Source organism: Pseudoxanthomonas sp. PXM02, from assembly GCF_014851805.1.
Taxonomy (GTDB): domain Bacteria; phylum Pseudomonadota; class Gammaproteobacteria; order Xanthomonadales; family Xanthomonadaceae; genus Pseudoxanthomonas_A.
This window is the reverse complement of record NZ_JACVAK010000001.1, coordinates 619,588-640,474: the sequence shown is the minus strand read 5'-3', so window position 1 is coordinate 640,474 and position 20,887 is coordinate 619,588. Positions and strand designations below refer to the sequence as shown.

The window sequence follows — 20,887 nt, the reverse complement described above, 5'->3', positions numbered from 1 at the left end:
GGATGGTCGGATTTGACGCCTCGGAATCCCTGACGCCGTTCCGCGAAGGCAGCGGATACGGTGCGATTCTGTTCGACCGCAAACACCTGCGGCAAGCAGACCCGGACTGGTTCCAGCCGGAGAAGTGGGGCGAGCGCGCCCGACCCGTCGACAGCGGTGGACGCGGCAGTGCCTGGTTCATCGATGCGCCCTCCAGCCAGTGCGTGCTGCGCCATTATCGGCGAGGCGGGCTGGCGGCGCGCCTCAGCCAGGACCGCTACCTCTGGCATGGACCGGACCGGACCCGCAGCTTCGCCGAGTTCCGGCTGACGCGCGCGTTGCTGGCGCGCGGCCTGCCGGTGCCACGACCGGTAGCCGCCAGCTACGTGCGCGACGGCATGTTCTACCGCGCCGCGATCCTGCTGGAGCGGCTGATGGAGGTCCGTACGCTGGCCGACATCGCACACCAGACCGAAGGCCATGCCCCGTGGGAAAGCACGGGCCGGCTGGTGGCGCGGTTCCACCGTGCCGGCCTGGATCATGCGGACCTCAATGCGCAGAACATCCTCTTCGACAGCGGCGGGCACGGCTGGCTGATCGACTTCGATCGCGGTCGCCTGCGCATTCCCGCCACCGCTTGGCGCGAACAGAACCTCGCGCGACTCAAGCGCTCGCTGCTCAAGCTGCGCGGCGGCCGCAGCGAGGCCGAGGTGGGCTACGACTTCGCCCACCTGCGCCGTGCGTACGACAACGCCTGGTCACGAGGCTACTGACATGGGCTGGACGCTGCGCTTCCTGGGCGTCGGCAATGCCGGCGCCGTCGAACTGGGCTCTGCAATGGCGACGCTGGAGCAGGGCGGGATGCCGTGGCTGACGATCGACTGCGGCGGGGAAGGCCTCACCGCCTACCAGGCGCGGTACGGCGGCATGCCCGACGCGGTGTTCATCACCCACGTGCACCTGGACCACGTCGCCGGCATGGAGCGGCTGTTCGTGGCCAGCTACTTCGATGCGGCGCGTCGCGGCAAGATCCGCCTGTACGTGCCGGCGCCGCTGGTGCCGGTGCTGCACCAGCGCATCGCGAGTTATCCGAACGTGCTGGCCGAGGGCGGCGCGAACTTCTGGGACGCTTTCCAGCTGATTCCGGTCGGCGACGCGTTCTGGCATGACGGGCAGCGCCTGGAAGTGTTCCCGGTGCGGCACCACTGGCCGGACACGGCATTCGGCCTGCGCCTGCGCGGCAGTGTCGTGTGGACCGGCGATACGCGGCCGATCCCCGAAATGCTGGCGCGTTACGCTGATGCGGGCGAGGTGATCGCCCACGATTGCGCCTTGCACGGCAACCCATCGCACAGCGGCATCGACGATCTGGAGCGCGAGTATCCGACGGCCCTGCTGGCCCGTTGCGTGCTCTACCACTACGCCAGCGAAGCCGATGCCGAGGCACTGCGCGCGCGCGGACACCGCGTTGCGACGGCGGGCGAGGGGCTTCCGCTGGCCGAGCCGTTGCCGACCGCGCTGCCGTGAACCCGCTTCCGCTGCCGCATGACCTGCTGGGGCGTCCGCTGCACGACCTGCGCCTGTCGGTCATCGACGCCTGCAATTTCCGCTGCGGCTACTGCATGCCGGCCGATCGGGTGCCCGAGGACTACGGAACGGATGCGTCGCAGCGGCTGTCGTTCGATGAAATCGACACGCTGGTTCGCGCATTCGTACGCCTCGGTACGCGCAAGCTGCGCCTGACCGGTGGTGAGCCGCTGCTGCGCAAGCGACTGCCGGAACTGGTCCGTCGGCTCGCGGTGATTCCCGGACTGGACGACCTTGCGTTGACCACCAACGGCGTACTGCTCGGGCAGCAGGCCGCGGCGCTGCACGAGGCGGGCCTGCGCCGCATCACCGTGAGCCTGGATGCGCTGGATCCGCAGGTGTTCGCCGACATGTCGGGACGGCGCGGGCGTGTGGACGACGTGCTGGCAGGCATCGACGCCGCGGTCGCCGCCGGGTTTACGCGGCTGAAGATCAACGCCGTCGTGCAGCGCGGTGTCAACGAAGACCAGGTGCTGCCGCTGGTCGAGCACTTCCGTGGCACCGGCCATGTCGTGCGCTTCATCGAGTTCATGGATGTGGGCGACAGCAACGACTGGCGCCTCGATCGGATGGTGCCGTCGTCGGTGCTGCGCGACCGCATCGCCGCGCGCTGGCCGCTGCATCCGCTGCAGGCGGACTACCGGGGCGAAGTGGCGGAGCGCTACGGCTTCGATGATGGTGCGGGTGAGATCGGTTTCGTCAGTTCGGTCAGCACGCCGTTCTGCGGCGACTGCCATCGAGCACGGGTATCGGCGGATGGACGGTTGTTCACCTGCCTGTTCGCGTCGGAGGGTACCGGCCTGCGGGAGGTTCTCGCGCTGGGCGAAGATGCGTTGGCTGCACGGGTAGGGGAGCTGTGGCGTGCGCGAGGCGATCGCTACAGCGAAGTACGCGGCAGCCCGGAAGTACGCGACCGGCGGCGTGTCGAGATGTATCTTATCGGCGGTTGAAACGCGCAGGATCCGCATGCCCCGCAAGACCCTGACCCACCTGGATGGCGATGGCCGCCCCGCGATGGTGGACGTATCCGGCAAGACGGCGACGTCGCGTGAAGCGCTGGCCACCTGCCGCGTGCGTTTTCCCGCCGAGGTGGCGCGCCAGCTCAAGCGGAGCGGGCTGCGCAGTGCGAAGGGCGGCATCGTGGACACCGCGATCATCGCCGGCACGATGGCGGTCAAGCGGACGCACGAGTTGATCCCGTTCTGCCATCCGCTGCCGATCGACGGCTGCCGACTGGCCATCGACTGGGATGGCGATGCCACGCTGCGCATCGACTGCCACGTCCGCACCGTGCATCGCACCGGCGTCGAAATGGAAGCGCTGACCGGCGCCACCGTCGCCGCGCTCACGGTCTACGACATGTGCAAGGCGCTGTCGCATGCGATCGTGCTGGGCCCGGCCAAGCTGGTGGGCAAGCGCGGCGGCAAGCGCGACGTGGGGCAGGTGTGATGGCGACGTTGACGCTGCTCTACTTCGCCAGCCTGCGCGAGCGCGCCGGTGTCGCCAGCGAAACGGTCGACATCGCGGCCGCGGATCTTGCCGGGTTGTACGGTGATGCGCAGGCGCGGCATGGATTCTCGTGGCCGCGCGAGCACCTGCGGGTCGCGGTGGATGGCGAGTTCGCACGCTGGGACGATGCGCCGAAGGCAGGCAGTGAGGTCGCCTTCATTCCGCCCGTGAGCGGGGGCTGAGCATGCCGGCTTTCCTGTTGTCCTCGGTGCCACTGGATATCGCGTCGTTGCGCGCGCAGGTGCTGGATCCGCGTGCCGGCGGCTACGCCAGCTTCGAGGGCTGGGTGCGCGACCATCATGCCGGCCGTGCCGTGGACGGCCTCGATTACGAGGCCTACGCCGCCCTGGCCGAGCGCGAGGGTGAGCGCATCCTCGCGGAGGCGACGGCCCGCTTCGACATTATCGCGACATGCTGCGCACATCGTGTCGGCACGCTGGCCATCGGCGATCTGGCGGTCTGGGTCGGCGTCAGCGCAGCGCATCGTGGTGCGGCCTTCGATGCCTGTCGTTACATCATCGACGAAACGAAGCGGCGCGTCCCGATCTGGAAGCGCGAACATTATCGCGAAGGCGATGCGGACTGGCTGCATCCGATGGCGGAGGAGGCATGAGCGCGATGCGGACGTGGCTGTCCACCGTTGTGCTGCTGGGGATCATGGGGGCGTCATCGTCCGCGACGCGGGCGGCCGAACTGCTGGTGGGCAACAAGTCCGCCGACACGGTCTGGCGCCTGTCGTTGCGCGATGGCCGCCGGGTGGGCGAGTTCCGTACCGGCGAAGCACCGCACGAGATCGCAGTCGCGCCGGATGGCCGCCAGGCGGTGGTGACGAACTACGGCGATGCGAAGACCGGCAGCACGCTGTCGGTGCTGGACCTCGTGGATGGCAAACCGACGCGCTCGATCGACCTGGGCCAGCACGGCGCGCCGCATGGTCTGCGCTTCCTGCCCGATGGTCGCCGTGTGCTGGTGACGACGGAAGCGTCGGCCAGCGTGCTCATCGTGGATATCGCGTCCGGCGAGATCGAGCGGGTGATCGATGTCGGCGCCGGCACCGGCCACATGATCGCGGTGTCGCCGGACGGAAACGTCGCCTGGCTCACCAAGATCCAGGCCGGCACCCTGAGCCGGATCGACCTGCTGGCTGGCGTGAAGACCATCGAGCGGCCGGCAGGCAAGGGTGCCGAAGGCGTGGCGGTACGTCCGGACGGAGCGGAAGTCTGGGTGACGAACCGCGAGGACGGCACGCTGACCGTGCACGATCCGCGCACGCTGGCGGTCAAACGTCGGATGAGCAGCAAGGGCTTCCCGATCCGCGTGGTGTTCTCACCCGATGGTGCATTGGCGTACGTCACCAACGCGCGGGCCGCGACGCTGGCGGTGTTCAATGCGCGCAGCAAGGTGCCGGTGGCGAGCGTGCCGTTATCGCGCGACGACGTGACCTACCAACCCACCATGCTGGGCAATGCGGCGCTACCGATCGGCGTGGTGGTCGCGGCCGATCGCCCGCGTGCCTACGTGGCCATCAGTGGCGGCGACCGCATCGCCGTCATCGATACGCAGCGTTGGCAGGTGATCGACTACTGGGTCACCGGTCGCGAGCCGGATGCGTTGGGCATCGTTGCCGATTGAATGCCCGAAAAGGCGGTAGCCCCGCCGGCTGACCTCGGCGCCCGCATCGATCGATACCGTTGCTGCCTTCCGGCCCTGGCGGGATTTTCGACCTAGCGTCGCGAGGGGCCGACGGGGCCACCATAGAAACGAAACCGCGCCGGAGCGCGGTTCGTCGTCAACCCGCCATTGCAGGTTGCGATGAAACTGGCGGAGAGAGGGGGATTCGAACCCCCGAAGCGCGGTTTAGACGCTTACACACTTTCCAGGCGTGCTCCTTCAACCACTCGGACACCTCTCCGGGACCTGAATGCGGCCGGGGCTGCTTTCAGGGGCGTGAATTCTAGCCTTCGCAGGGGGGCGGCCACAAGCGAAGCCGTGGTCGGGCCAGGGAGCGGAGGGAGGACGGGCAGGGCGTGGCACAATGTCGGCATGTCCTACCTCGTCCTCGCCCGCAAGTGGCGTCCCAAGCGTTTCGCCGAGCTGGTGGGCCAGGAACACGTTGTCCGCGCGCTGACCAACGCGCTGGACAGCGGCCGCGTCCACCACGCCTTTCTGTTCACCGGCACGCGCGGCGTGGGCAAGACCACGATCGCCCGCATCTTCGCCAAGTCGCTGAACTGCGAGAAAGGCACCAGTGCCGATCCCTGTGGCCAGTGCCCGGCCTGCCTGGACATCGATGCCGGCCGCTACATCGACCTGCTGGAGATCGACGCCGCGTCGAACACCGGTGTGGACGACGTGCGCGAGGTGATCGAGAACGCGCAATACATGCCATCGCGCGGCAAGTTCAAGGTCTACCTGATCGACGAAGTGCACATGCTGTCGAAGGCGGCGTTCAACGCGCTGCTGAAGACACTGGAGGAGCCGCCGGAGCACGTGAAGTTCCTGCTGGCGACCACCGACCCGCAGAAGCTGCCGGTCACCGTGTTGTCGCGCTGCCTGCAATTCAACCTCAAGCGCCTGGACGAGGAGCAGATCCGCGGCCAGATGACCAAGATCCTGGGTGCCGAAGCGATCGAGGCCGATGCAGCCGCTATCGCCCAGCTCGCACGCGCGGCCGACGGCTCGCTGCGCGACGGCCTGTCGCTGCTCGACCAGGCCATCGCCTATGCCGGTGGCGCGCTAAGTGATGAAGGCGTGCGCACGATGCTGGGCACGGTGGACCGCACCCAGGTGAGCGCGATGCTGGAGGCGCTCGCTGCCGGTGACGGCGAGGGGCTGTTGCAGGTGGTGGCGCGGCTGGCGGAGTTCTCGCCCGACTGGACCGGCGTGCTGGATGCCCTGGCCGAAGCCCTGCATCGCATCCAGGTGCGCCAGTTGGTGCCCTCGGCCGAGGTGGAGGCGGAGGGCGTCGATGTCGATGCGTTCGCCGGGCAGCTGCGGCCGGAAGTCGTGCAGCTCTGGTACCAGATGGCCATCAACGGCCGTCGCGATCTGCATCTGGCACCCAGCGGGCGTGCCGGCTTCGAGATGAGCGTGCTGCGCATGCTGGCCTTCCGGCCGGCGCAGCCGGGCGAGATGCGCGGCGATGCGCGTACGCCGTCGGCATCCGCATCGGTACAGACAGCCTCGGCCGCGCCGTCCACGCCGTCTCCCACAGCGCGTGTCGCCTCGGCGCCGGAACCGGTGATGCCCCCGCAGCAGATGGCGCGCGAAGAACGCCCCATGCCGCCGCAGCCTGTGGCATCCAAGGACGATGACGTGCCGCCGTGGCGTCCGGTTGAAACGCCGTCCACCCCCGCTGCGGCACCCGTCATGTCGGCGCCGCCTGCCGCCTCGACCATGCCCGTGGACATCGGCATCACCGATGCGGAGACCTGGCTGCATTTCGCCGGCACCTGTGGCCTCAAGGGCGTGGGCAAGCAACTGGTCGACAACGTCGCGTTCGCCGGGTACGCCAACGGGACGCTGACACTGGCGCTGGACAGCGGCTTCGACTACCTGCGCTCGGAGCGCACGCTGGGCGAACTCGGCGAAGCGATCGCCAGCCGCTACGGCGTGGCGCCGCGCCTGGCCTTCGCCACGACCACGGCCGACGGCGAGACGCTCAAGGAGCGCAGCCACCGCCAGCGCGACGAGCGCCAGAACGTCGCCGAAGAAACCTTCATGAACCATCCGGACGTGCGGCAGCTGATGCAACAGCATGGCGCCAGGCTCGTGCCGGACTCCATCCGACCTTACGAAGAGTGATCACGACATGCGTGGAAACATCGCCCAATTGATGCAGCAGGCGCAGAAGATGCAGGAGAACCTGCAGCGCGCCCAGGAAGAACTCGCCAAGCTGGAAGTCACCGGCAACGCCGGTGGCGGCATGGTCAGCGTGACGCTGACGGGTGCCAAGGAATGTCGCAAGGTCCGCATCGATCCCTCGCTGCTGTCCGACGCGGAGATGCTGGAAGACCTGATCGCGGCGGCGTTCAACGACGCGTCCAACAAGGTCGACGCGGAATCGAAGTCGCGCATGGGCGCTGCCACGGCCGGCATGCCGCTGCCGCCGGGCATGAAGATGCCGTTCTGATCGCTGCCTGCACCGGTTGACGGTGGTGCTTCCGCTGCCGTCCTGACACGACATGTCCAGCCCGCTGCTCGAACAGCTCATCGAAGCGTTGCGCGTCCTGCCCGGAGTCGGCCAGAAGACGGCACAGCGCATGGCCTACCACCTGCTCGACCGCGAGCGGGATGGTGGAAGGCGCCTGGCTGGCGTGCTGGCCGAGGCGCTGGACCAGATAGGTCATTGCGAGCAGTGTCGCGACTTCACCGAGGGTCCGATCTGCACGCTGTGTGCGAGTGGCAGCCGTGACCGTCACCAGTTGTGCATTGTCGAATCCCCGTCGGACCGCCTGGCGATCGAGCAGGCCACCGGCTATCGCGGCGTCTACTTCGTTCTGCATGGCCGGCTGTCGCCGCTGGACGGCATAGGTCCACGCGAACTGGGGTTGGATGCGCTTTCGGCGCGGCTCGCGCAGGGCGAAGCCACTGAACTCATCATCGCCACCAATCCGACCGTCGAAGGCGAGGCTACGGCGCACTATCTGGCGCAGCTGGCGCGCCAGCAGGGTGTACGGCCCAGCCGACTGGCACACGGCGTGCCGCTGGGCGGGGAGCTGGAATACGTGGACCGCGGCACGCTGGCGCATGCATTCGGCGGCCGTAGTGAAATGACCTGATTGCACCCGCACGAGGACGCGCGAATCCCATGACCGACACCATCTTCGCCAAGATCATCCGCCGCGAGATTCCGGCCACCATCGTCTACGAAGACGACGATGTCCTCGGTTTCAAGGACATCGCGCCGCAGGCGCCCGTGCACGTGCTGTTCATTCCCAAGAACGAGGCGATCCCCACGCTCGACGATGTACGTCCCGATCAGGCGCACCTGATCGGCAAGCTGGCGCTGGCCGCGGCCACGTACGCGCGCAGCGAGGGCTTTGCGCAGGACGGCTATCGTGTCGTCATGAACTGCCGCGAGGATGCCGGGCAGACCGTATTCCACATCCACCTGCACCTGCTCGCCGGTGCACCGCTGGGGCGCTTCGGCACACCGGGCTGATCATTCGTGTCACGCCATTGCAGGACATGAAAAAAGCCGCTCAATGAGCGGCTTTTTTCGTTGCGTGGTGGCTTACCACCAGCCCCAACGGCCCCAGCGCGGACCCCAGAACGGGTCGTAATACGGATAGGGGCGGACAACCTCGACTTCACGCACCTCCGGCCACAGGTAGACCACGTCGGCAGCGACGCGCGGCAGTTGGTAGTCGTAGTCGCCGATGCGCGTGCTTTCGTAGCCCTCGATCTTGCCGACGAAGGTCACTTCGCGGCCCTCGGCGAAGACGGCCGGATCGTAGAAGCCGGCGCGACAGGCGATGAAGCGGCCATCGGTCGCATCGGGTGCCGACGAGAGCGGCCGGCCCGTGCCGGCGAGGGGACGCGACACCAGCTGGAAGCAGGTAGTGTTCTGGCCCGGCGTGGTGCTGATGATGCGACCACCCCAGCGCACGGGGGCGCCCACCTGAGGTGCGCCCACCGAGTCGCGCGGATTGACCTCGGTAAAGCTGCCCTGCAGCGGCTTGGGTGCCGTGGCGCAGGCGGAAAGCAGCGCAGCGGCTGCGACGACGACGGCGAAGCGAAAGTTCATGGCCAGTCTCCAGCGGGTTATGGGCGGTGCCGGCGCAGGTCTTCGATCAGTACCCGGTCGTCTCCCTCATTGGGAGCGTAGCGCGCAACAGCGAAACGGTGGCTGAGCGGAATCAGTGTCTGCGCGGCCTGCGGACGGGCATTGGCGACCCGGCGGCCCCAGTCGGAGGCGCTTTCGTGGGGTTCCCGCCCCAACCCGAGGCGGGCGTAGCGCGCACCCAATCGGCGCCAGGCGCGCAGCATCGGATCGCGCTCCCTCTCTCCGCGAGCCAGCAGCCAGCCCATCCAGGCCAGCGAGGCCAGCGCGAAGAGGCCGAACAGGGCCGCCAGTGCCCCAGTGCCGAATTGCTTTGCGCCAAGGCGTTCGAGCAGGCGTGTCTGCCGATTGGCATCGAAGCCGAGCACCATGTCGTTCCAGCCACGGCGCAGCCAGTCGCCGACTTGGCCCAGGTTGTCGACGCCGATGAGGCCTCCCATGGCGCCCGCAGCACCCAGGCGGTCTTCGATGGTGTCGTAGATGCGCTCCGGTGCGACCGCCGCCGTGGGGTCCACGCGCACCCAGCCGCGTCGTGGCATCCACACTTCAGCCCAGGCGTGGGCATCCAGGTTGCGGACGATCCAGTACTGGCCCAGCGGGTTGTACTGCCCTCCTGCGTAGCCGGTGACCACGCGCGCGGGAACACCTGCGGAGCGCATCAGGAAGACGAAGGACGAACTGAAGTGCTCGCAGAAACCCTGTTGCTGGTCGAAGAGGAATTCGTCGACCGTGTCGCGTCCGGGGAATGGCGTATCCAGCGTGTAGGCGAAGTCGGCGCGGATCCATTGCAGCGCGCGTGCCACGATGGCGGCATCGTTGCTGCCGGCCTCACGACGCCACTGCGCGCCCAGCGCACGGGTGCGGGGATTGAAGCCCGCCGGCAACCGTAGCGCCTGCTGACGTACCGGGCCGGGCAGTGACGCTTCGAACTGTGTCGGCGCCGACGACTGCAGGCGCCACCGCGTCAGCGCGGTGAGAGGCGTGCGCGCCGCCATGCTGTAGTCGCGCGCCAGCATGGCGCCGTCAGGCGTCGTGGTGGGCAGGTCCAGCGCGACCAGGTCGCGGCGGTCGCTGGGTTCCACGTCCATCTGGTAGTCCCAGACCTGCGTGGTGCGTTTCGTGTCGGTGGTGCCCGCACTCTGTAGACGATTGCCGCGCGTCCAGGTGCGTCCATCGAAATCCGAGAGCACCGGCCCACGCCAGTACATCTGGCTGGTGGGCGGCGTGGCGCCGAAGAACTGCACGCGCAGCGCAGGCGCTCTGTCGGCGATCAGATCGAGATAGCTGCCGGGCGACATGTCGTCGCTCAGACCCGGCTTCGACAGGGCGCGCTCCGGCACCCCCCACAGTGGTGATGCGAAGCGAGGGAACAGCCAGAACGCCGCCAGCACCAGCGGCACGCCGAGCACGACGAGCTTGGCGATCTCGCTTATCTGCTGTCGCGGTCGTGCCGGGCCGGCCAGCGATCCTGCTTCGGCATCCGCCAGCCGGTACAGGGCCACCAATGCGCAGAACACGCTGGCCAGCCCCAACGTCATGCTCAACGGCCCTTGGTCGAGCAGGAACGCGGCGAACGGAGCGAACAGTGCGAAGCCGAGGAGGCTGCGGTTGTCGCGCAGCGTGTGGGTCTCGGTCGGCTTGATCGCCAGCATGCCGGCGAGCAGGGCGCAGCCGGTGTCGCGTCCGAACTGCATGCCCATCACCGACATCACGGCGACGATCAGGGCAAGCGCCAACAGCGCGCGCAGCAGGCCAGGCAGGGGGCGTCGCCAGGACGCCCAGGCAAGCAGCACGCCGGTAAGTCCGATCCCGAATGCCAGCATCGACGGCAATTGCAGCAGCAGCGGCAACAGGCAGGTACCGGTGGCAGCCAGCGTCCAGCGACGGCTGAGTGCGTCGAGTGCGGGAACGTCAGCGGGCGTCATGCGGTAGCAGCGCTAGGGCGCGCAGGCAGAGGTGGCGATGGACAGGGCCGTGAGCCGGTCCCAGCGCGGGCTGACCGGGCAACCGCAGCCGGTAGCGGAGACCTTCACGTTCGGCGGACTCGACCCAATGCGCCAGTCGCTGGATGCGGCGCTCGTAGGGCAGGGTCGTCAGCGTCTCCCAGTCCAGGTCCACGTCGCGGCCCAGGGGACGTTCGTAGTCGCGTACCAGCAACTGGCTGCGGCGTGCGGAGGGCTTCCACGCGATGGCGCGTCGTGCATCGCCAGCCCGGTAGTTGCGCAACTGGTGGACGTCTTCACCTGAAGGGTCCACGCGCGCCTTGGTGCCCCCGTTGTCCGCGTGCGGCAGAGGAGGGCCCTGGACTTCCGCTGCTGGATAGACCAGCAGGGGCGTATCGGGCCATACCCAACCCCAGGCCCGCGCGAGGCCGAGCGGCTGGGTGGTGGACAGCCGGACACGGTCGAGGTCGTACCAGCCACGCCGCGACGTAGGCAGTGACAGTTCGACCACGATCGCTTCGGCGGCCGGAAGCGAGGCGAAGACGTGTTCGTCGCCAGCGTCCAGGCGCAGGCCGTGGCGCACGCGGGCGTCGCGCGACGCGAGCGCGACATGCAGCCGCAGTGGCGTACCGACGGGCACCGGATCCGCGGACAGCGCTTCGATCCGCAGGCCGTCCAGTTGCAGGTGCGCGAAGATGAGGCTGGATAGCGCCGTCGCACCGAGCAGCAGCGCGAGCAGCAAGGCCGGATTGTTGTTGTAGTTGAGCGCGCCCAGCACCATGGCGAAGACCAGTGCGGCGAAGAACAGGCCGAACAACGTCGGCAGCACATAGATGCGCCTGCGCTCCAGCGCGACCGGGAAGGACTCCGGTCGACGGGGACGTGCCAGGCGGGCGATGCGCCGGGCGAGGGCGGACACCCTGCTCAATCCACCGGTACCGCGTGCAGGATGGCCTTGGCCAGCGCGCCGGCCGAGACGGCCTCTGCTTCCGGCACCAGCCGGTGTGCGGCGACCGCAGCGAACAGCGCCTGCACATCGTCCGGCAGCACGTGCCCGCGCCCCAGCAGCAGCGCATAGGCGCGCGCCGCACGCAGCAGCGCGATGCCTGCGCGCGGCGACAGTCCGACGCGCACGCCGGGATGCTGTCGGCTGCGCGTGAGCAGCGCCTGCACGTAATCGATCAATGCATCGCTGGCGTGGATGCCGTTTACCGCACTGCGCAGCGCCAGCACGTCGTCGGTCGACAGCAACGGCATCGCCTGGGCGATCATCATGCGGCGATCGCTGCCCGCCAGCAGTTCGCGTTCGGACTCGGCGCTGGGATAGCCCAGGGCCAGGCGCAGCAGGAAGCGGTCGAGCTGGGAATCGGGCAACGGATAGGTGCCGGACAGGTCGACCGGGTTCTGCGTGGCGATCACGAAGAACGGTTGCGGCAGTGCATGGGTCACGCCATCGAGCGTCACCTGGTGCTCGGCCATGGCCTCCAGCAGGGCGCTCTGCGTGCGTGGCGGTGCGCGGTTGATCTCGTCCGCGAGCAGCACGTTGGTGAACACCGGGCCTGGGTGGAAGGTGAAGGCGCGCGCCTGCGCATCGTAGACCGATACGCCCAATACATCCGCAGGCAGCAGGTCCGAGGTGAACTGCACGCGCTGGAAGCTCAGTCCCAGCGTGGCGGCCAGCGCGTGCGCCAGCGTCGTCTTGCCCAGGCCCGGCAGGTCCTCGATCAGCAGGTGGCCATCGGACAGCAGCGCGACAAAGGCGAGCCGCACTTCATGCGACTTGCCGAGCACCAGCGAATTCACCTGTGCCTGCGCACGAGTAAGGGCATCGGCGAGGCCTTCGGATAGCATAGGGCGGGTGCTGGGGATGGCGGACATCGCGCTCTCGGTTTCCGATCGTGGGTTGAGGGCAGTGTAGCGAGATGGACGAAGAACAACGCGCGCGACAATGGTTCCTGGCCGTGTGGGCAATCGTGACGGTCGTCAAGATCGCGATCGCCGCGCGCCTTCCGCTGTTCGTGGACGAAGCCTTTTACTGGCAGGAAGGGCGGCATCTCGCGGCGGCTTACTCCGATCTGCCGGGCTTGACGGCATGGCTGACGCGGCTGGGTACCGAACTGGGCGGCCATCATGTCCTGGCGGTGCGCGCGCCCTTCCTGCTGATGGCGGCGCTGCTGCCCTGGCTGGTCGCACGAAGCGCCGCGCACTGGTTTGGCGCGACCGTTGGCTGGCAGGCTGCGTTGCTCACCGTACTGATGCCGCTGTCGGGCACGCTGGGTCTGCTTGCGCTGCCGGACGTGCCGATGGCGCTGGCGACGGTGCTGTGCGCGGATGCCGGTGCGCGCCTGCTGCGAGAGGTGGACGCGATGTCCGCGTCCGAACTGGCGCTGGGCCTGATGCTCGGCGCGCTCAGCCATTACCGCTTCATCGGTGTGATCGGTGTCGGCCTGATCGCGCTGCTCTGGTTGCCCGAAGGTCGCAAGGTGCTGCGTGATGCGCGCGTGTGGGTCGCGCTGGCGGTGGGCGTGCTGGCGTGGGCGCCATTGCTGGCATGGAACCTTGAGTATGCCGACGCCGGTCTGCGCTTCCAGTTGCTGGATCGCCACCCCTGGAGCTTCCATGGCGACGGGTTCCGCTTCCTGCTTGTGCAGGCCGCGATGGCGACGCCGCTGCTGTTCGTCGCCATGCTGGTGGTCTGCCTGCGTGGCTTAAGAGGGAGGACACAGCTTGGCACCGCATGGCGTTACTTCGCTCTGCTGGGCGGCGTGTCCACGTTGGGTTTCTTCGCGCTGGGCTTCTTCGCCGACAACGAGCGGGTCAGCTTCCACTGGCCCTTGCCCGGCTATCTGGCGCTGCTCGTCGTAGTGCCATTGCTGTTGCGGGAATGGAGGCCGGCCTGGCGCCGCGCGACCTGGTCCCTGTCCGGATTGGGGGCGGTACTGATGCTGGGCTACTACGTGGCGGTCTCGCTGCCAGGGGTCAGGGAGGAGTTCGCCGGCAGCAAGTACTACCCCGAGAATTTCGCCGGCTGGAACACGCTGGCCGTGGACGTGCGCTCGATGCGTGCGGCGCTGCCCGAAGCGACGCAACTGCTCGCGGACAATTTCAAGACGGGTGCGGAGCTGGGGTTCGCCCTCGATGACGCGGACATTCCCGTGCTCGACCATCCGTTGAACCACAAGCATGGGCGCGCCCCGCAGCTCCAACTGTGGGGCCTGCAGCACGATGGCTCACGCGATGTGCCCACGCTGCTGGTAGTTGGTGCGACCGATGTGAAGTTCAGTGCACTGCTCGCGCACTACCAGCACCTGTGCCGGGTCGTCGGTCCCTTGCCCCCAGCGCGCGTGGTGAACATCGATCATGGCGCACGCAGGTTCCTGTTGTTCGCCTTACCCGCCGAGCGAGCGAAGGGTGAATGCACCACGCCGGTCGTTGCCCACATCGATGTGCCGCAATCGGGCGCGCGCGTGGGCCGGCGTTTCAACGTCGGCGGCTGGGCGGTGAAGGATGTCGTGGGCGTGACGAAGGTGGAGGTATTGCTGGACGGCCGCGTTGTTGCCGTGGCCGAAGATGCGGGTGCCAACGAATGGCTGCGAGGGTTCCTGAAGGATGCCTCCCGCGACCCACGCATGCCGCGGGTCCAGTTCACGGCCGAGGTGGACGCGGGGCAAGTGGCCGACGGCCGCCATTGGCTGGGGCTGAGGGTGACCGGGGGCGACGGCAGCGTCGAAACCTGGGCGGAGCAGCCGATCGAGGTCCACTGAACGCCAGGCTCAGGGCAAGTCGAAGCCGGCCTCGCGCAGCATCCTGGACACGGCGATCAGTGGCAGCCCGACCAGCGCGGTGGGATCCGACGATTCGATGGCGTCGAACAGGGCGATCCCCAGCCCTTCCGACTTGAAGCTGCCGGCGCAATCGAACGGCTGCTCCGCGTCGACATAGCGTTCGATCTCGGCGGCTGTGAGTGCGCGAAACCTGACTGTGGTGATGTCATGGATCTGCAGGGCTCCGTCATCGCGCGCCAGGCAGACGGCCGTATGGAAACGCACCTCGCGGCCCGACATGGCGGTCAGCTGGGCAATGGCGGCATCGCGGTGGCCGGGCTTGCCCAGGGGTTGTCCATCGAGTTCGGCGGCCTGGTCGGACCCGATGACCCAGCTGCCCGGGTGCTGGCGGGCGATGGCTTCCGCCTTGGCCCGGGCCAGCCTGACGGCCATGGCCGGCACCGACTCGTCGTCCAGGGGCGTCTCGTCCACCTCGGGGCGCGCAATATGGAACGGCAGGCGCAGCCGTTCCAGCAGTTCACGCCGGTAGCGGGAGGTGGACGCGAGCATCAGCGGCATGGGGCGCAGCACCGGCAGGGACGGGGCGGGGGAGTCTGCCCGCCGGCGGGGTCGGGGGCAAGCCATCCTCGTCGTCGGGGGTTGTTTGACAGTTCGGTCTTTCATCCTTAACATTCAGCGGCTTATGTCCGCGAATACGCCCGATCTGCTGGATGCGTGGCGCATGGTCGCGAACCGGCGCAGCTTCGAAGGCCGCCTGCCGTTGTCTGCCATGACGCGCCTGCAGGGCCTTCTGGCCGATACCGAAGGCGACGTGCGCTACACGGCGGAGTTCGACCACGACGCATTGCGGGTCCCGTACCTGGAACTGCAGATCGAGGCCAACCTGCCGTTGGTGTGCCAGCGCAGCCTGCAGCGTTTCGTGCTGCCGGTGACGCTGAAGCAACGGTTGGGTCTGGTACGCAGCGAAGAGGAAGAAGCCGCGCTGCCGCCCGACTACGAAGCGCTGCTGGTGCCGGAAGACGGCATGCTGCGCCCCGCCGACCTGGTGGAGGACGAACTGGTCCTCGCCGTGCCGGTGGTGGCGGTGGACCCGGCGTCCGACGCGGTTGAGCGCGAATGGGCGGCGGACGAAGAAGAAGTGGCGAAGACCAGTCCGTTCGCGGCACTGGCCTCGCTGAAGAAGAACTAGCCGCTACCGCGGTCTGGCAATACGAACCGCAAGGTTCACCAACAGATACAAGAGCTGGAGCAATCCCATGGCTGTGCAGAAATCCCGCGTCACCCCGTCCCGTCGTGGCCAGCGTCGTTCGCACGACGCGCTGACCGCCAAGCAGCTGTCGACCGACCCGACCACGGGCGAGATCCACCTGCGCCACCACGTGACCGCCGATGGTTACTACCGCGGCAAGAAGGTCATCGCCACCAAGACCTCGGTGGTCGAGGAAGATTGATCCGTGCGGCGCGCCCTTCCGCAGGGCGCGCTTTCCGCATGATCGATGACAACCAGGGCCCGTCTTCGGGCCGGCAATGGGAGCGTGCATGAGCGAGCCGGGTAACAAGGGGCGCATTTACGCGCGCATCGCCGGGACGGGCAGCTATTTGCCTGAAAAGGTGCTGACCAACGAAGACCTCTCGAAGCTGGTCGATACCAGCGACGAATGGATCCAGTCCCGCACCGGCATCCGCGAACGCCATATCGCCGCCGAAGGCGAGACCGCTGGGGACCTGGGTTACCAGGCGGCACTCCGCGCACTCGAAGCGGCAGGTGTCGATGGGTCCGAGATCGACCTCATCGTGGTGGGCACCACGACGCCCGACCTGATCTTTCCGTCCACCGCCTGCCTGATCCAGGCGCGCCTGGGTGCGGCCGGCTGCGCGGCGCTGGACGTCAATGCCGCATGTTCGGGCTTCATCTATGCGTTGAGCGTGGCGGAGAAATTCATCCGTTGCGGCGATGCCAAGACCGCGCTCGTCATCGGTACCGAAACGCTCAGTCGCATCGTCGACTGGACCGAGCGCACCACCTGCGTGCTGTTCGGTGATGGCGCCGGCGCCGTGGTGCTCAAGGCGGACAGCGAGACCGGCATCCTCAGCACCCATCTGCATGCCGATGGCAGCAAGAAGGAACTGCTGTGGAACCCCGTCGGTGTGTCCAAGGGCTTCAAGGCGGATGAGCCGAACAACGGCATCCGTATTGAAATGAAGGGCAACGATGTCTTCAAGTACGCCGTCAAGGCGCTGGACAGCGTTGTCGACGAAACGCTGGAAGCCAACGGGCTCGACAAGCACGACCTGAACTGGCTGATCCCGCACCAGGCCAACCTGCGCATCATCGAAGCCACCGCAAAGCGGCTGGATATGTCGATGGACCAGGTGATCGTCACCGTCGACAAGCATGGCAACACCTCGTCCGGTTCGGTGCCGCTAGCGCTTGATGCCGCCGTGCGTTCCGGCCGTGTCGAGCGTGGTCAGCTGCTGCTGCTCGAGGCGTTCGGTGGTGGTTTCACCTGGGGTTCGGTACTGCTGCGCTACTGAGCCGTGCGCTTCGGCAACGACGGAAGGCGATGCTGCGAGGCGTCGCCTTCTTCGTTTATGTCGCCATCGTTCTTGCAGCGCTTTGAGCAACCCGCATGCGGCGCGCTGTCGCATGCGCATACGCCCCGGTACAGACAATCCGTCGGGTTCGCCCGTATCATCGCCGCCTGATTTCACGCAGGGTGTCCGAGTGACTTCCACGCAACTTGCTTTCGTCTTCCCCGGTCAGGGTTCGCAGTCGGTCGGCATGCTGGCCGAATTGTCCGAACTGCATCCGATCGTACGCGAGACGTTCGCCGAAGCCTCCGAGGGGGCGGGTGTCGATCTGTGGGCGCTGTCGCAGGGCGGTCCCGAGGAAATGCTCAACCGCACCGAGTACACGCAGCCGGCACTGCTTGCCGGCGGCATCGCGGTGTGGCGTGCATGGCAGGAGCAGGGTGGCGCGCAGCCGTCGCAGCTTGCAGGCCACAGCCTGGGCGAATACACCGCGCTGGTCGCCGCAGGCGCCTTGTCGTTGAAGGACGGTGCGCACCTCGTGCGCCTGCGCGGGCAGCTGATGCAGGACGCGGCGCCCGCGGGTGTCGGCGCGATGGCCGCGGTACTCGGCGCTGAGGATGCGATGGTGGCGGAGGTCTGCGCGCAGGCGTCCGACAGCAAAGTGGTGGTGCCCGCCAACTACAACTCGCCAGGGCAGATCGTCGTCGGCGGCGATGTCGAGGCCGTCGATCGCGCGATCGCGATGCTGACCGAGCGCGGTGTCCGCAAGGTGGTGAAGCTGGCGGTCAGCGTGCCGTCGCATACGCCGCTGATGCGCGAAGCCGCCAACCGTCTCGCCGAGGTGATGGCGGGCCTTCCGTGGCATTCGCCGTCGCTACCTGTCGTGCAGAACGTGGACGCGCAGGTGCATACCGGTGTCGACGCGATCCGCGACGCGCTGGTGCGCCAGTTGTACCTGCCGGTCCGCTGGACCGAGTGCGTGCAGGTGCTGGCATCGCATGGCGCCACGCAGATCGCCGAATGCGGCCCGGGCAAGGTGTTGGCCGGCCTGGTGAAGCGCATCGACAAGGGCCTGGATGCGCGAGCCATCGGCGGCGTCGGTGACTTCCAGGGCGCACTCGCCGACTGGCAGGCCTGACGCTCGTCGCGTCCGTTCCCTTATCCTGACCGCCACGCGCGGAACGTCACGAGGACAACATCATGAGCAAGCCCCTGCAGGGTGAAATCGCACTGGTCACCGGCGCAAGCCGAGGCATCGGTGCCGCCATCGCCGATGAGCTGGCTGCGCAGGGCGCGACGGTCATCGGCACCGCCACCACTGCTTCGGGCGCGCAGGCGATTGGCGAGCGGATGGCGGCGGCAGGTGGCCATGGCCGCGAATTGAATGTCACCGATGCGGCGGCGGTCGATGCGCTGATCGATGCCATCAGCAAGGAGTTCGGCGGCATCTCCATCCTCGTCAACAACGCCGGCATCACCCGCGACAACCTGCTGATGCGGATGAAGGACGAGGACTGGCAGGCCATCCTCGACACCAACCTCACCAGCGTCTACCGCACCTCCAAGGCGGTCATGCGCGGCATGATGAAGGCGCGCAAGGGCCGCATCATCAACATCGCCTCGGTGATCGGCGTGACCGGCAATGCCGGGCAGGCCAACTATGCCGCCGCAAAGGCCGGCATCATCGCGTTCTCCAAGTCGCTCGCGAAAGAGATCGGCAGTCGCGGCGTCACCGTCAACGTGGTCGCGCCGGGCTTCATCGCCACCGACATGACCAAGGACCTGCCGGAAGAGACCAAGAAGGCGCTTGGCGAGCAGATCGCGCTGGGTCGCCTTGGCGAGCCGGCCGACATCGCGAATGCGGTGGCCTTCCTCGCAGGACCCGCTGCCGGCTACATCACCGGTGAGACCCTGCACGTCAACGGCGGCATGTACATGCCGTAAGAATTAGCTGTAAGTGGTTGATTCGGTGGTGTTTGGTGATATCTGCCCGCCGCCGCCGGTTTCCACTACACTATCCCCGGTTTGCCTTCGCCCCGCGTCGGCAGAATCCAACAAGTCACCCATCTCCGTCTGGAGCGAATCCATGAGCAGCATCGAAGAACGCGTCAAGAAAATCGTCGTCGAACAACTCGGCGTTAAGGAAGAAGAAGTCACCACCAGCGCATCGTTCGTCGATGACCTGGGCGCCGACTCGCTGGACACCGTTGAACTGGTGATGGCGCTGGAAGAAGAGTTCGAATGCGAAATTCCGGACGAGGAAGCCGAGAAGATCACTTCGGTGCAGCAGGCCATCGACTACGTCAAGGCGCACGTCAAGGCGTAAGTCCGGCAGTTGTGGCAAACCGTGTCGGGGCCGCGCATGCGGCCCCGCGCGTATCCGGCCCCCATCCGCCCGCGTAGGGCGTGGCCGCCAAGATCCAAGAGGAATCCGATATGAGCCAGCGTCGTCGCGTCGTCATCACCGGCATGGGCCTGGTGTCCCCCCTGGGCAATGACATGGCCACCAGCTGGGACGGCATCGTCAACGGGCGCTCGGGCCTGGGCCCGATCACCACGTTCGATACCGAGGGCTACAGCACGAAGATCGCGGGCGAGATCCGTGGCTTCGATCCCACCGCCTTCGTATCGCCGAAGGACGTGAAGAAGATGGACTCGTTCATCCACTACGGCCTGGCCGCCTCGCTGATGGCGATGGACGATGCCGGCCTGGAAGTGACCGAGGCCAATGCCGAACGTATCGGCGCGATCATCGGCGCCGGCATCGGCGGCATCCTCGGCATCGAGGAAACCGCGGTGAAGCTGCATGAAGGCGGCCCGCGCAAGATTTCTCCGTTCTACATCCCCAGCACCATCATCAACATGCTGCCGGGCCACCTGAGCATCATGAAGGGACTGAAGGGTCCCGGTTATTCGGCGGTCTCCGCCTGCGCCACGTCCAACCATTCGATCGGCATTGCCATGCGCAGCATCCAGTACGGCGACGCCGACGTGATGATCGCCGGCGGCGCCGAGCGCGGTTCGTCGCCCACCTCGGTGGGCGGGTTCTGCGCGATGAAAGCAATGTCCACCCGCAACGACGATCCGACGCGCGCCTCGCGCCCGTGGGACAAGGATCGCGACGGCTTCGTGCTGGGAGACGGCGCCGGCATCCTGGTGCTGGAGGAGTACGAGCATGCCAAGGCGCGCGGCGCACGCATCTACTGCGAGCTGGCCGGGTTCGGCGCTTCGCAGGACGCATTCCACATGACCGCACCCAGCGAGAACGGCGAGGGTCCCGCGCGCTGCATGCTGTCGGCACTGAAGGACGCAGGGCTGAATCCGGAGCAGGTCGAGTACCTCAACGCGCACGGCACCTCCACGCCGCTGGGCGACCTGGCCGAAACGCTGGCGATGAAGCGCGCGCTGGGCGACCACGCATACAAGATCATGGTCAGCTCCACCAAGTCGATGACCGGCCACCTGCTGGGTGCGGCGGGCGGCGCGGAAGCGATCTTCTCCGTACTGGCCATCCACCACGGCATCATCCCGCCGACCATCAACCTGGACGAACCGGGCGAAGGCTGCGATCTCGACTACGTGCCGAACACGGCGCGCGAGAAGAAGATCGATGTCGCGGTGTCGAATGGCTTCGGCTTCGGCGGCACCAACGGCACGCTGGTGTTCAAGCGGATCTGATCCGCGGCGTCCACGTGGCATGAGGAGCGGCGGTACCCTTGGGGCCGCCGTTCCTGTTTTCCTCCCCTGCATTCCCGGCCGCTCCATGT

Annotated in this window: 24 protein-coding genes, 1 tRNA gene and 1 other RNA gene; 19 read left to right on the top strand and 7 right to left on the bottom strand. The window is 67.3% G+C overall.

From position 1 onward, the window contains the following. Window positions 1–2 precede the first annotated feature (2 nt). The 7 genes from IB225_RS02960 to IB225_RS02930 are packed head-to-tail and all read left to right on the top strand — an operon-like array spanning window position 3 to window position 4,707. On the top strand, window positions 3–752 hold the full coding sequence (locus IB225_RS02960; protein WP_192309615.1) for a 3-deoxy-D-manno-octulosonic acid kinase: 750 nt from the start codon (window positions 3–5) through the stop codon (window positions 750–752). 1 nt (window position 753) lies between these two features. Then, window positions 754–1,506, top strand: coding sequence for an MBL fold metallo-hydrolase (locus IB225_RS02955; protein ID WP_192309613.1), 753 nt, complete (start codon window positions 754–756; stop codon window positions 1,504–1,506). After that, window positions 1,503–2,516, top strand: coding sequence for a GTP 3',8-cyclase MoaA (gene moaA, locus IB225_RS02950; protein WP_192309611.1), 1,014 nt, complete (start codon window positions 1,503–1,505; stop codon window positions 2,514–2,516). The genes IB225_RS02955 and moaA overlap by 4 nt, the downstream gene beginning before the upstream one ends. A 16-nt stretch (window positions 2,517–2,532) precedes the next feature. Then, window positions 2,533–3,015 carry a cyclic pyranopterin monophosphate synthase MoaC gene (gene moaC / locus IB225_RS02945; protein WP_192309609.1) on the top strand — a complete coding sequence of 161 codons (483 nt, stop codon included), beginning with the start codon at window positions 2,533–2,535 and terminating at the stop codon, window positions 3,013–3,015. Next, window positions 3,012–3,257 carry a MoaD/ThiS family protein gene (locus tag IB225_RS02940; protein ID WP_192309608.1) on the top strand — a complete coding sequence of 82 codons (246 nt, stop codon included), beginning with the start codon at window positions 3,012–3,014 and terminating at the stop codon, window positions 3,255–3,257. The genes moaC and IB225_RS02940 overlap by 4 nt, the downstream gene beginning before the upstream one ends. A gap of 2 nt (window positions 3,258–3,259) precedes the next feature. Further along, a complete protein-coding gene (locus IB225_RS02935) occupies window positions 3,260–3,688 on the top strand; it encodes a molybdenum cofactor biosynthesis protein MoaE (protein WP_192309606.1) in 429 nt (142 codons plus the stop codon). Continuing rightward, on the top strand, window positions 3,685–4,707 hold the full coding sequence (locus IB225_RS02930; protein WP_192309604.1) for a YncE family protein: 1,023 nt from the start codon (window positions 3,685–3,687) through the stop codon (window positions 4,705–4,707). The genes IB225_RS02935 and IB225_RS02930 overlap by 4 nt, the downstream gene beginning before the upstream one ends. Before the next feature lie 18 nt (window positions 4,708–4,725). Here IB225_RS02930 and ffs read toward each other — a convergent pair. Together ffs and IB225_RS02920 are read right to left on the bottom strand one after the other, a co-directional pair. Then, window positions 4,726–4,822, bottom strand: an RNA gene (ffs, locus tag IB225_RS02925) — signal recognition particle sRNA small type. A gap of 72 nt (window positions 4,823–4,894) precedes the next feature. Continuing rightward, window positions 4,895–4,987, bottom strand: a tRNA-Ser gene (locus IB225_RS02920). A 131-nt stretch (window positions 4,988–5,118) separates the two neighbouring features. On the opposite strand from IB225_RS02920, the gene dnaX reads away from it, so the two are divergent. From dnaX to IB225_RS02900, 4 genes are read left to right on the top strand one after another with little or no spacing between them, the layout of a single operon-like run. Next, window positions 5,119–6,879: a DNA polymerase III subunit gamma/tau gene (gene dnaX / locus IB225_RS02915; RefSeq protein WP_192309602.1), complete on the top strand. Its 1,761-nt coding sequence runs from the start codon at window positions 5,119–5,121 to the stop codon at window positions 6,877–6,879. Window positions 6,880–6,886: 7 nt separating this feature from the next. Further along, the gene (locus IB225_RS02910) at window positions 6,887–7,207 is read left to right on the top strand and encodes a YbaB/EbfC family nucleoid-associated protein (protein WP_062358613.1); all 321 of its coding nucleotides are present in this window, start codon (window positions 6,887–6,889) and stop codon (window positions 7,205–7,207) included. A gap of 52 nt (window positions 7,208–7,259) precedes the next feature. After that, complete coding sequence (gene recR, locus IB225_RS02905) at window positions 7,260–7,856, top strand: recombination mediator RecR (RefSeq protein ID WP_192309600.1); 597 nt, start codon at window positions 7,260–7,262, stop codon at window positions 7,854–7,856. A 29-nt stretch (window positions 7,857–7,885) separates the two neighbouring features. Continuing rightward, window positions 7,886–8,239: a histidine triad nucleotide-binding protein gene (locus IB225_RS02900; protein ID WP_192309598.1), complete on the top strand. Its 354-nt coding sequence runs from the start codon at window positions 7,886–7,888 to the stop codon at window positions 8,237–8,239. 72 nt (window positions 8,240–8,311) lie between these two features. Here the strand turns inward: IB225_RS02900 and IB225_RS02895 are convergent, their stop codons facing one another. From IB225_RS02895 to IB225_RS02880, 4 genes are read right to left on the bottom strand one after another with little or no spacing between them, the layout of a single operon-like run. Continuing rightward, window positions 8,312–8,824 (bottom strand): Slp family lipoprotein, encoded by a 513-nt coding sequence (locus tag IB225_RS02895; RefSeq protein ID WP_192309597.1) that lies wholly within the window; start codon window positions 8,822–8,824, stop codon window positions 8,312–8,314. Between the two features lie 17 nt (window positions 8,825–8,841). Next, window positions 8,842–10,785: a DUF3488 and transglutaminase-like domain-containing protein gene (locus tag IB225_RS02890; protein WP_192309595.1), complete on the bottom strand. Its 1,944-nt coding sequence runs from the start codon at window positions 10,783–10,785 to the stop codon at window positions 8,842–8,844. Beyond that, window positions 10,772–11,722, bottom strand: coding sequence for a DUF58 domain-containing protein (locus IB225_RS02885; protein ID WP_192309593.1), 951 nt, complete (start codon window positions 11,720–11,722; stop codon window positions 10,772–10,774). The genes IB225_RS02890 and IB225_RS02885 overlap by 14 nt, the downstream gene beginning before the upstream one ends. Before the next feature lie 5 nt (window positions 11,723–11,727). Further along, a complete protein-coding gene (locus IB225_RS02880) occupies window positions 11,728–12,681 on the bottom strand; it encodes an AAA family ATPase (protein WP_225583226.1) in 954 nt (317 codons plus the stop codon). 44 nt (window positions 12,682–12,725) lie between these two features. Here IB225_RS02880 and IB225_RS02875 point away from each other — a divergent pair, with 44 nt between their 5' ends. Continuing rightward, window positions 12,726–14,567 (top strand): glycosyltransferase family 39 protein, encoded by a 1,842-nt coding sequence (locus IB225_RS02875; protein WP_192309591.1) that lies wholly within the window; start codon window positions 12,726–12,728, stop codon window positions 14,565–14,567. A gap of 9 nt (window positions 14,568–14,576) precedes the next feature. Here IB225_RS02875 and IB225_RS02870 read toward each other — a convergent pair whose 3' ends face one another. Next, window positions 14,577–15,146, bottom strand: a complete 570-nt coding sequence (locus IB225_RS02870) for a Maf family nucleotide pyrophosphatase (protein ID WP_192309589.1) — start codon at window positions 15,144–15,146, stop codon at window positions 14,577–14,579. Window positions 15,147–15,270: 124 nt separating this feature from the next. On the opposite strand from IB225_RS02870, the gene IB225_RS02865 reads away from it, so the two are divergent. The 7 genes from IB225_RS02865 to fabF all read left to right on the top strand — a co-directional run bounded on the left by IB225_RS02865 (window position 15,271) and on the right by fabF (window position 20,798). Further along, window positions 15,271–15,777: a YceD family protein gene (locus tag IB225_RS02865; RefSeq protein WP_192309587.1), complete on the top strand. Its 507-nt coding sequence runs from the start codon at window positions 15,271–15,273 to the stop codon at window positions 15,775–15,777. Window positions 15,778–15,844: 67 nt separating this feature from the next. Then, window positions 15,845–16,039, top strand: a complete 195-nt coding sequence (gene rpmF / locus IB225_RS02860; RefSeq protein ID WP_013535671.1) for a 50S ribosomal protein L32 — start codon at window positions 15,845–15,847, stop codon at window positions 16,037–16,039. Window positions 16,040–16,127: 88 nt separating this feature from the next. Continuing rightward, window positions 16,128–17,123, top strand: coding sequence for a beta-ketoacyl-ACP synthase III (locus tag IB225_RS02855; RefSeq protein WP_192309585.1), 996 nt, complete (start codon window positions 16,128–16,130; stop codon window positions 17,121–17,123). Window positions 17,124–17,313: 190 nt separating this feature from the next. Further along, on the top strand, window positions 17,314–18,258 hold the full coding sequence (fabD, locus tag IB225_RS02850; protein ID WP_192309583.1) for an ACP S-malonyltransferase: 945 nt from the start codon (window positions 17,314–17,316) through the stop codon (window positions 18,256–18,258). Between the two features lie 62 nt (window positions 18,259–18,320). After that, complete coding sequence (gene fabG / locus IB225_RS02845) at window positions 18,321–19,064, top strand: 3-oxoacyl-ACP reductase FabG (protein WP_192309581.1); 744 nt, start codon at window positions 18,321–18,323, stop codon at window positions 19,062–19,064. Between the two features lie 142 nt (window positions 19,065–19,206). After that, complete coding sequence (gene acpP / locus IB225_RS02840) at window positions 19,207–19,446, top strand: acyl carrier protein (RefSeq protein WP_014161144.1); 240 nt, start codon at window positions 19,207–19,209, stop codon at window positions 19,444–19,446. A gap of 110 nt (window positions 19,447–19,556) precedes the next feature. Beyond that, entirely contained in the window at window positions 19,557–20,798 is a 1,242-nt protein-coding gene (gene fabF / locus IB225_RS02835) for a beta-ketoacyl-ACP synthase II (protein WP_192309579.1), read from the top strand. Window positions 20,799–20,887 lie beyond the last annotated feature (89 nt).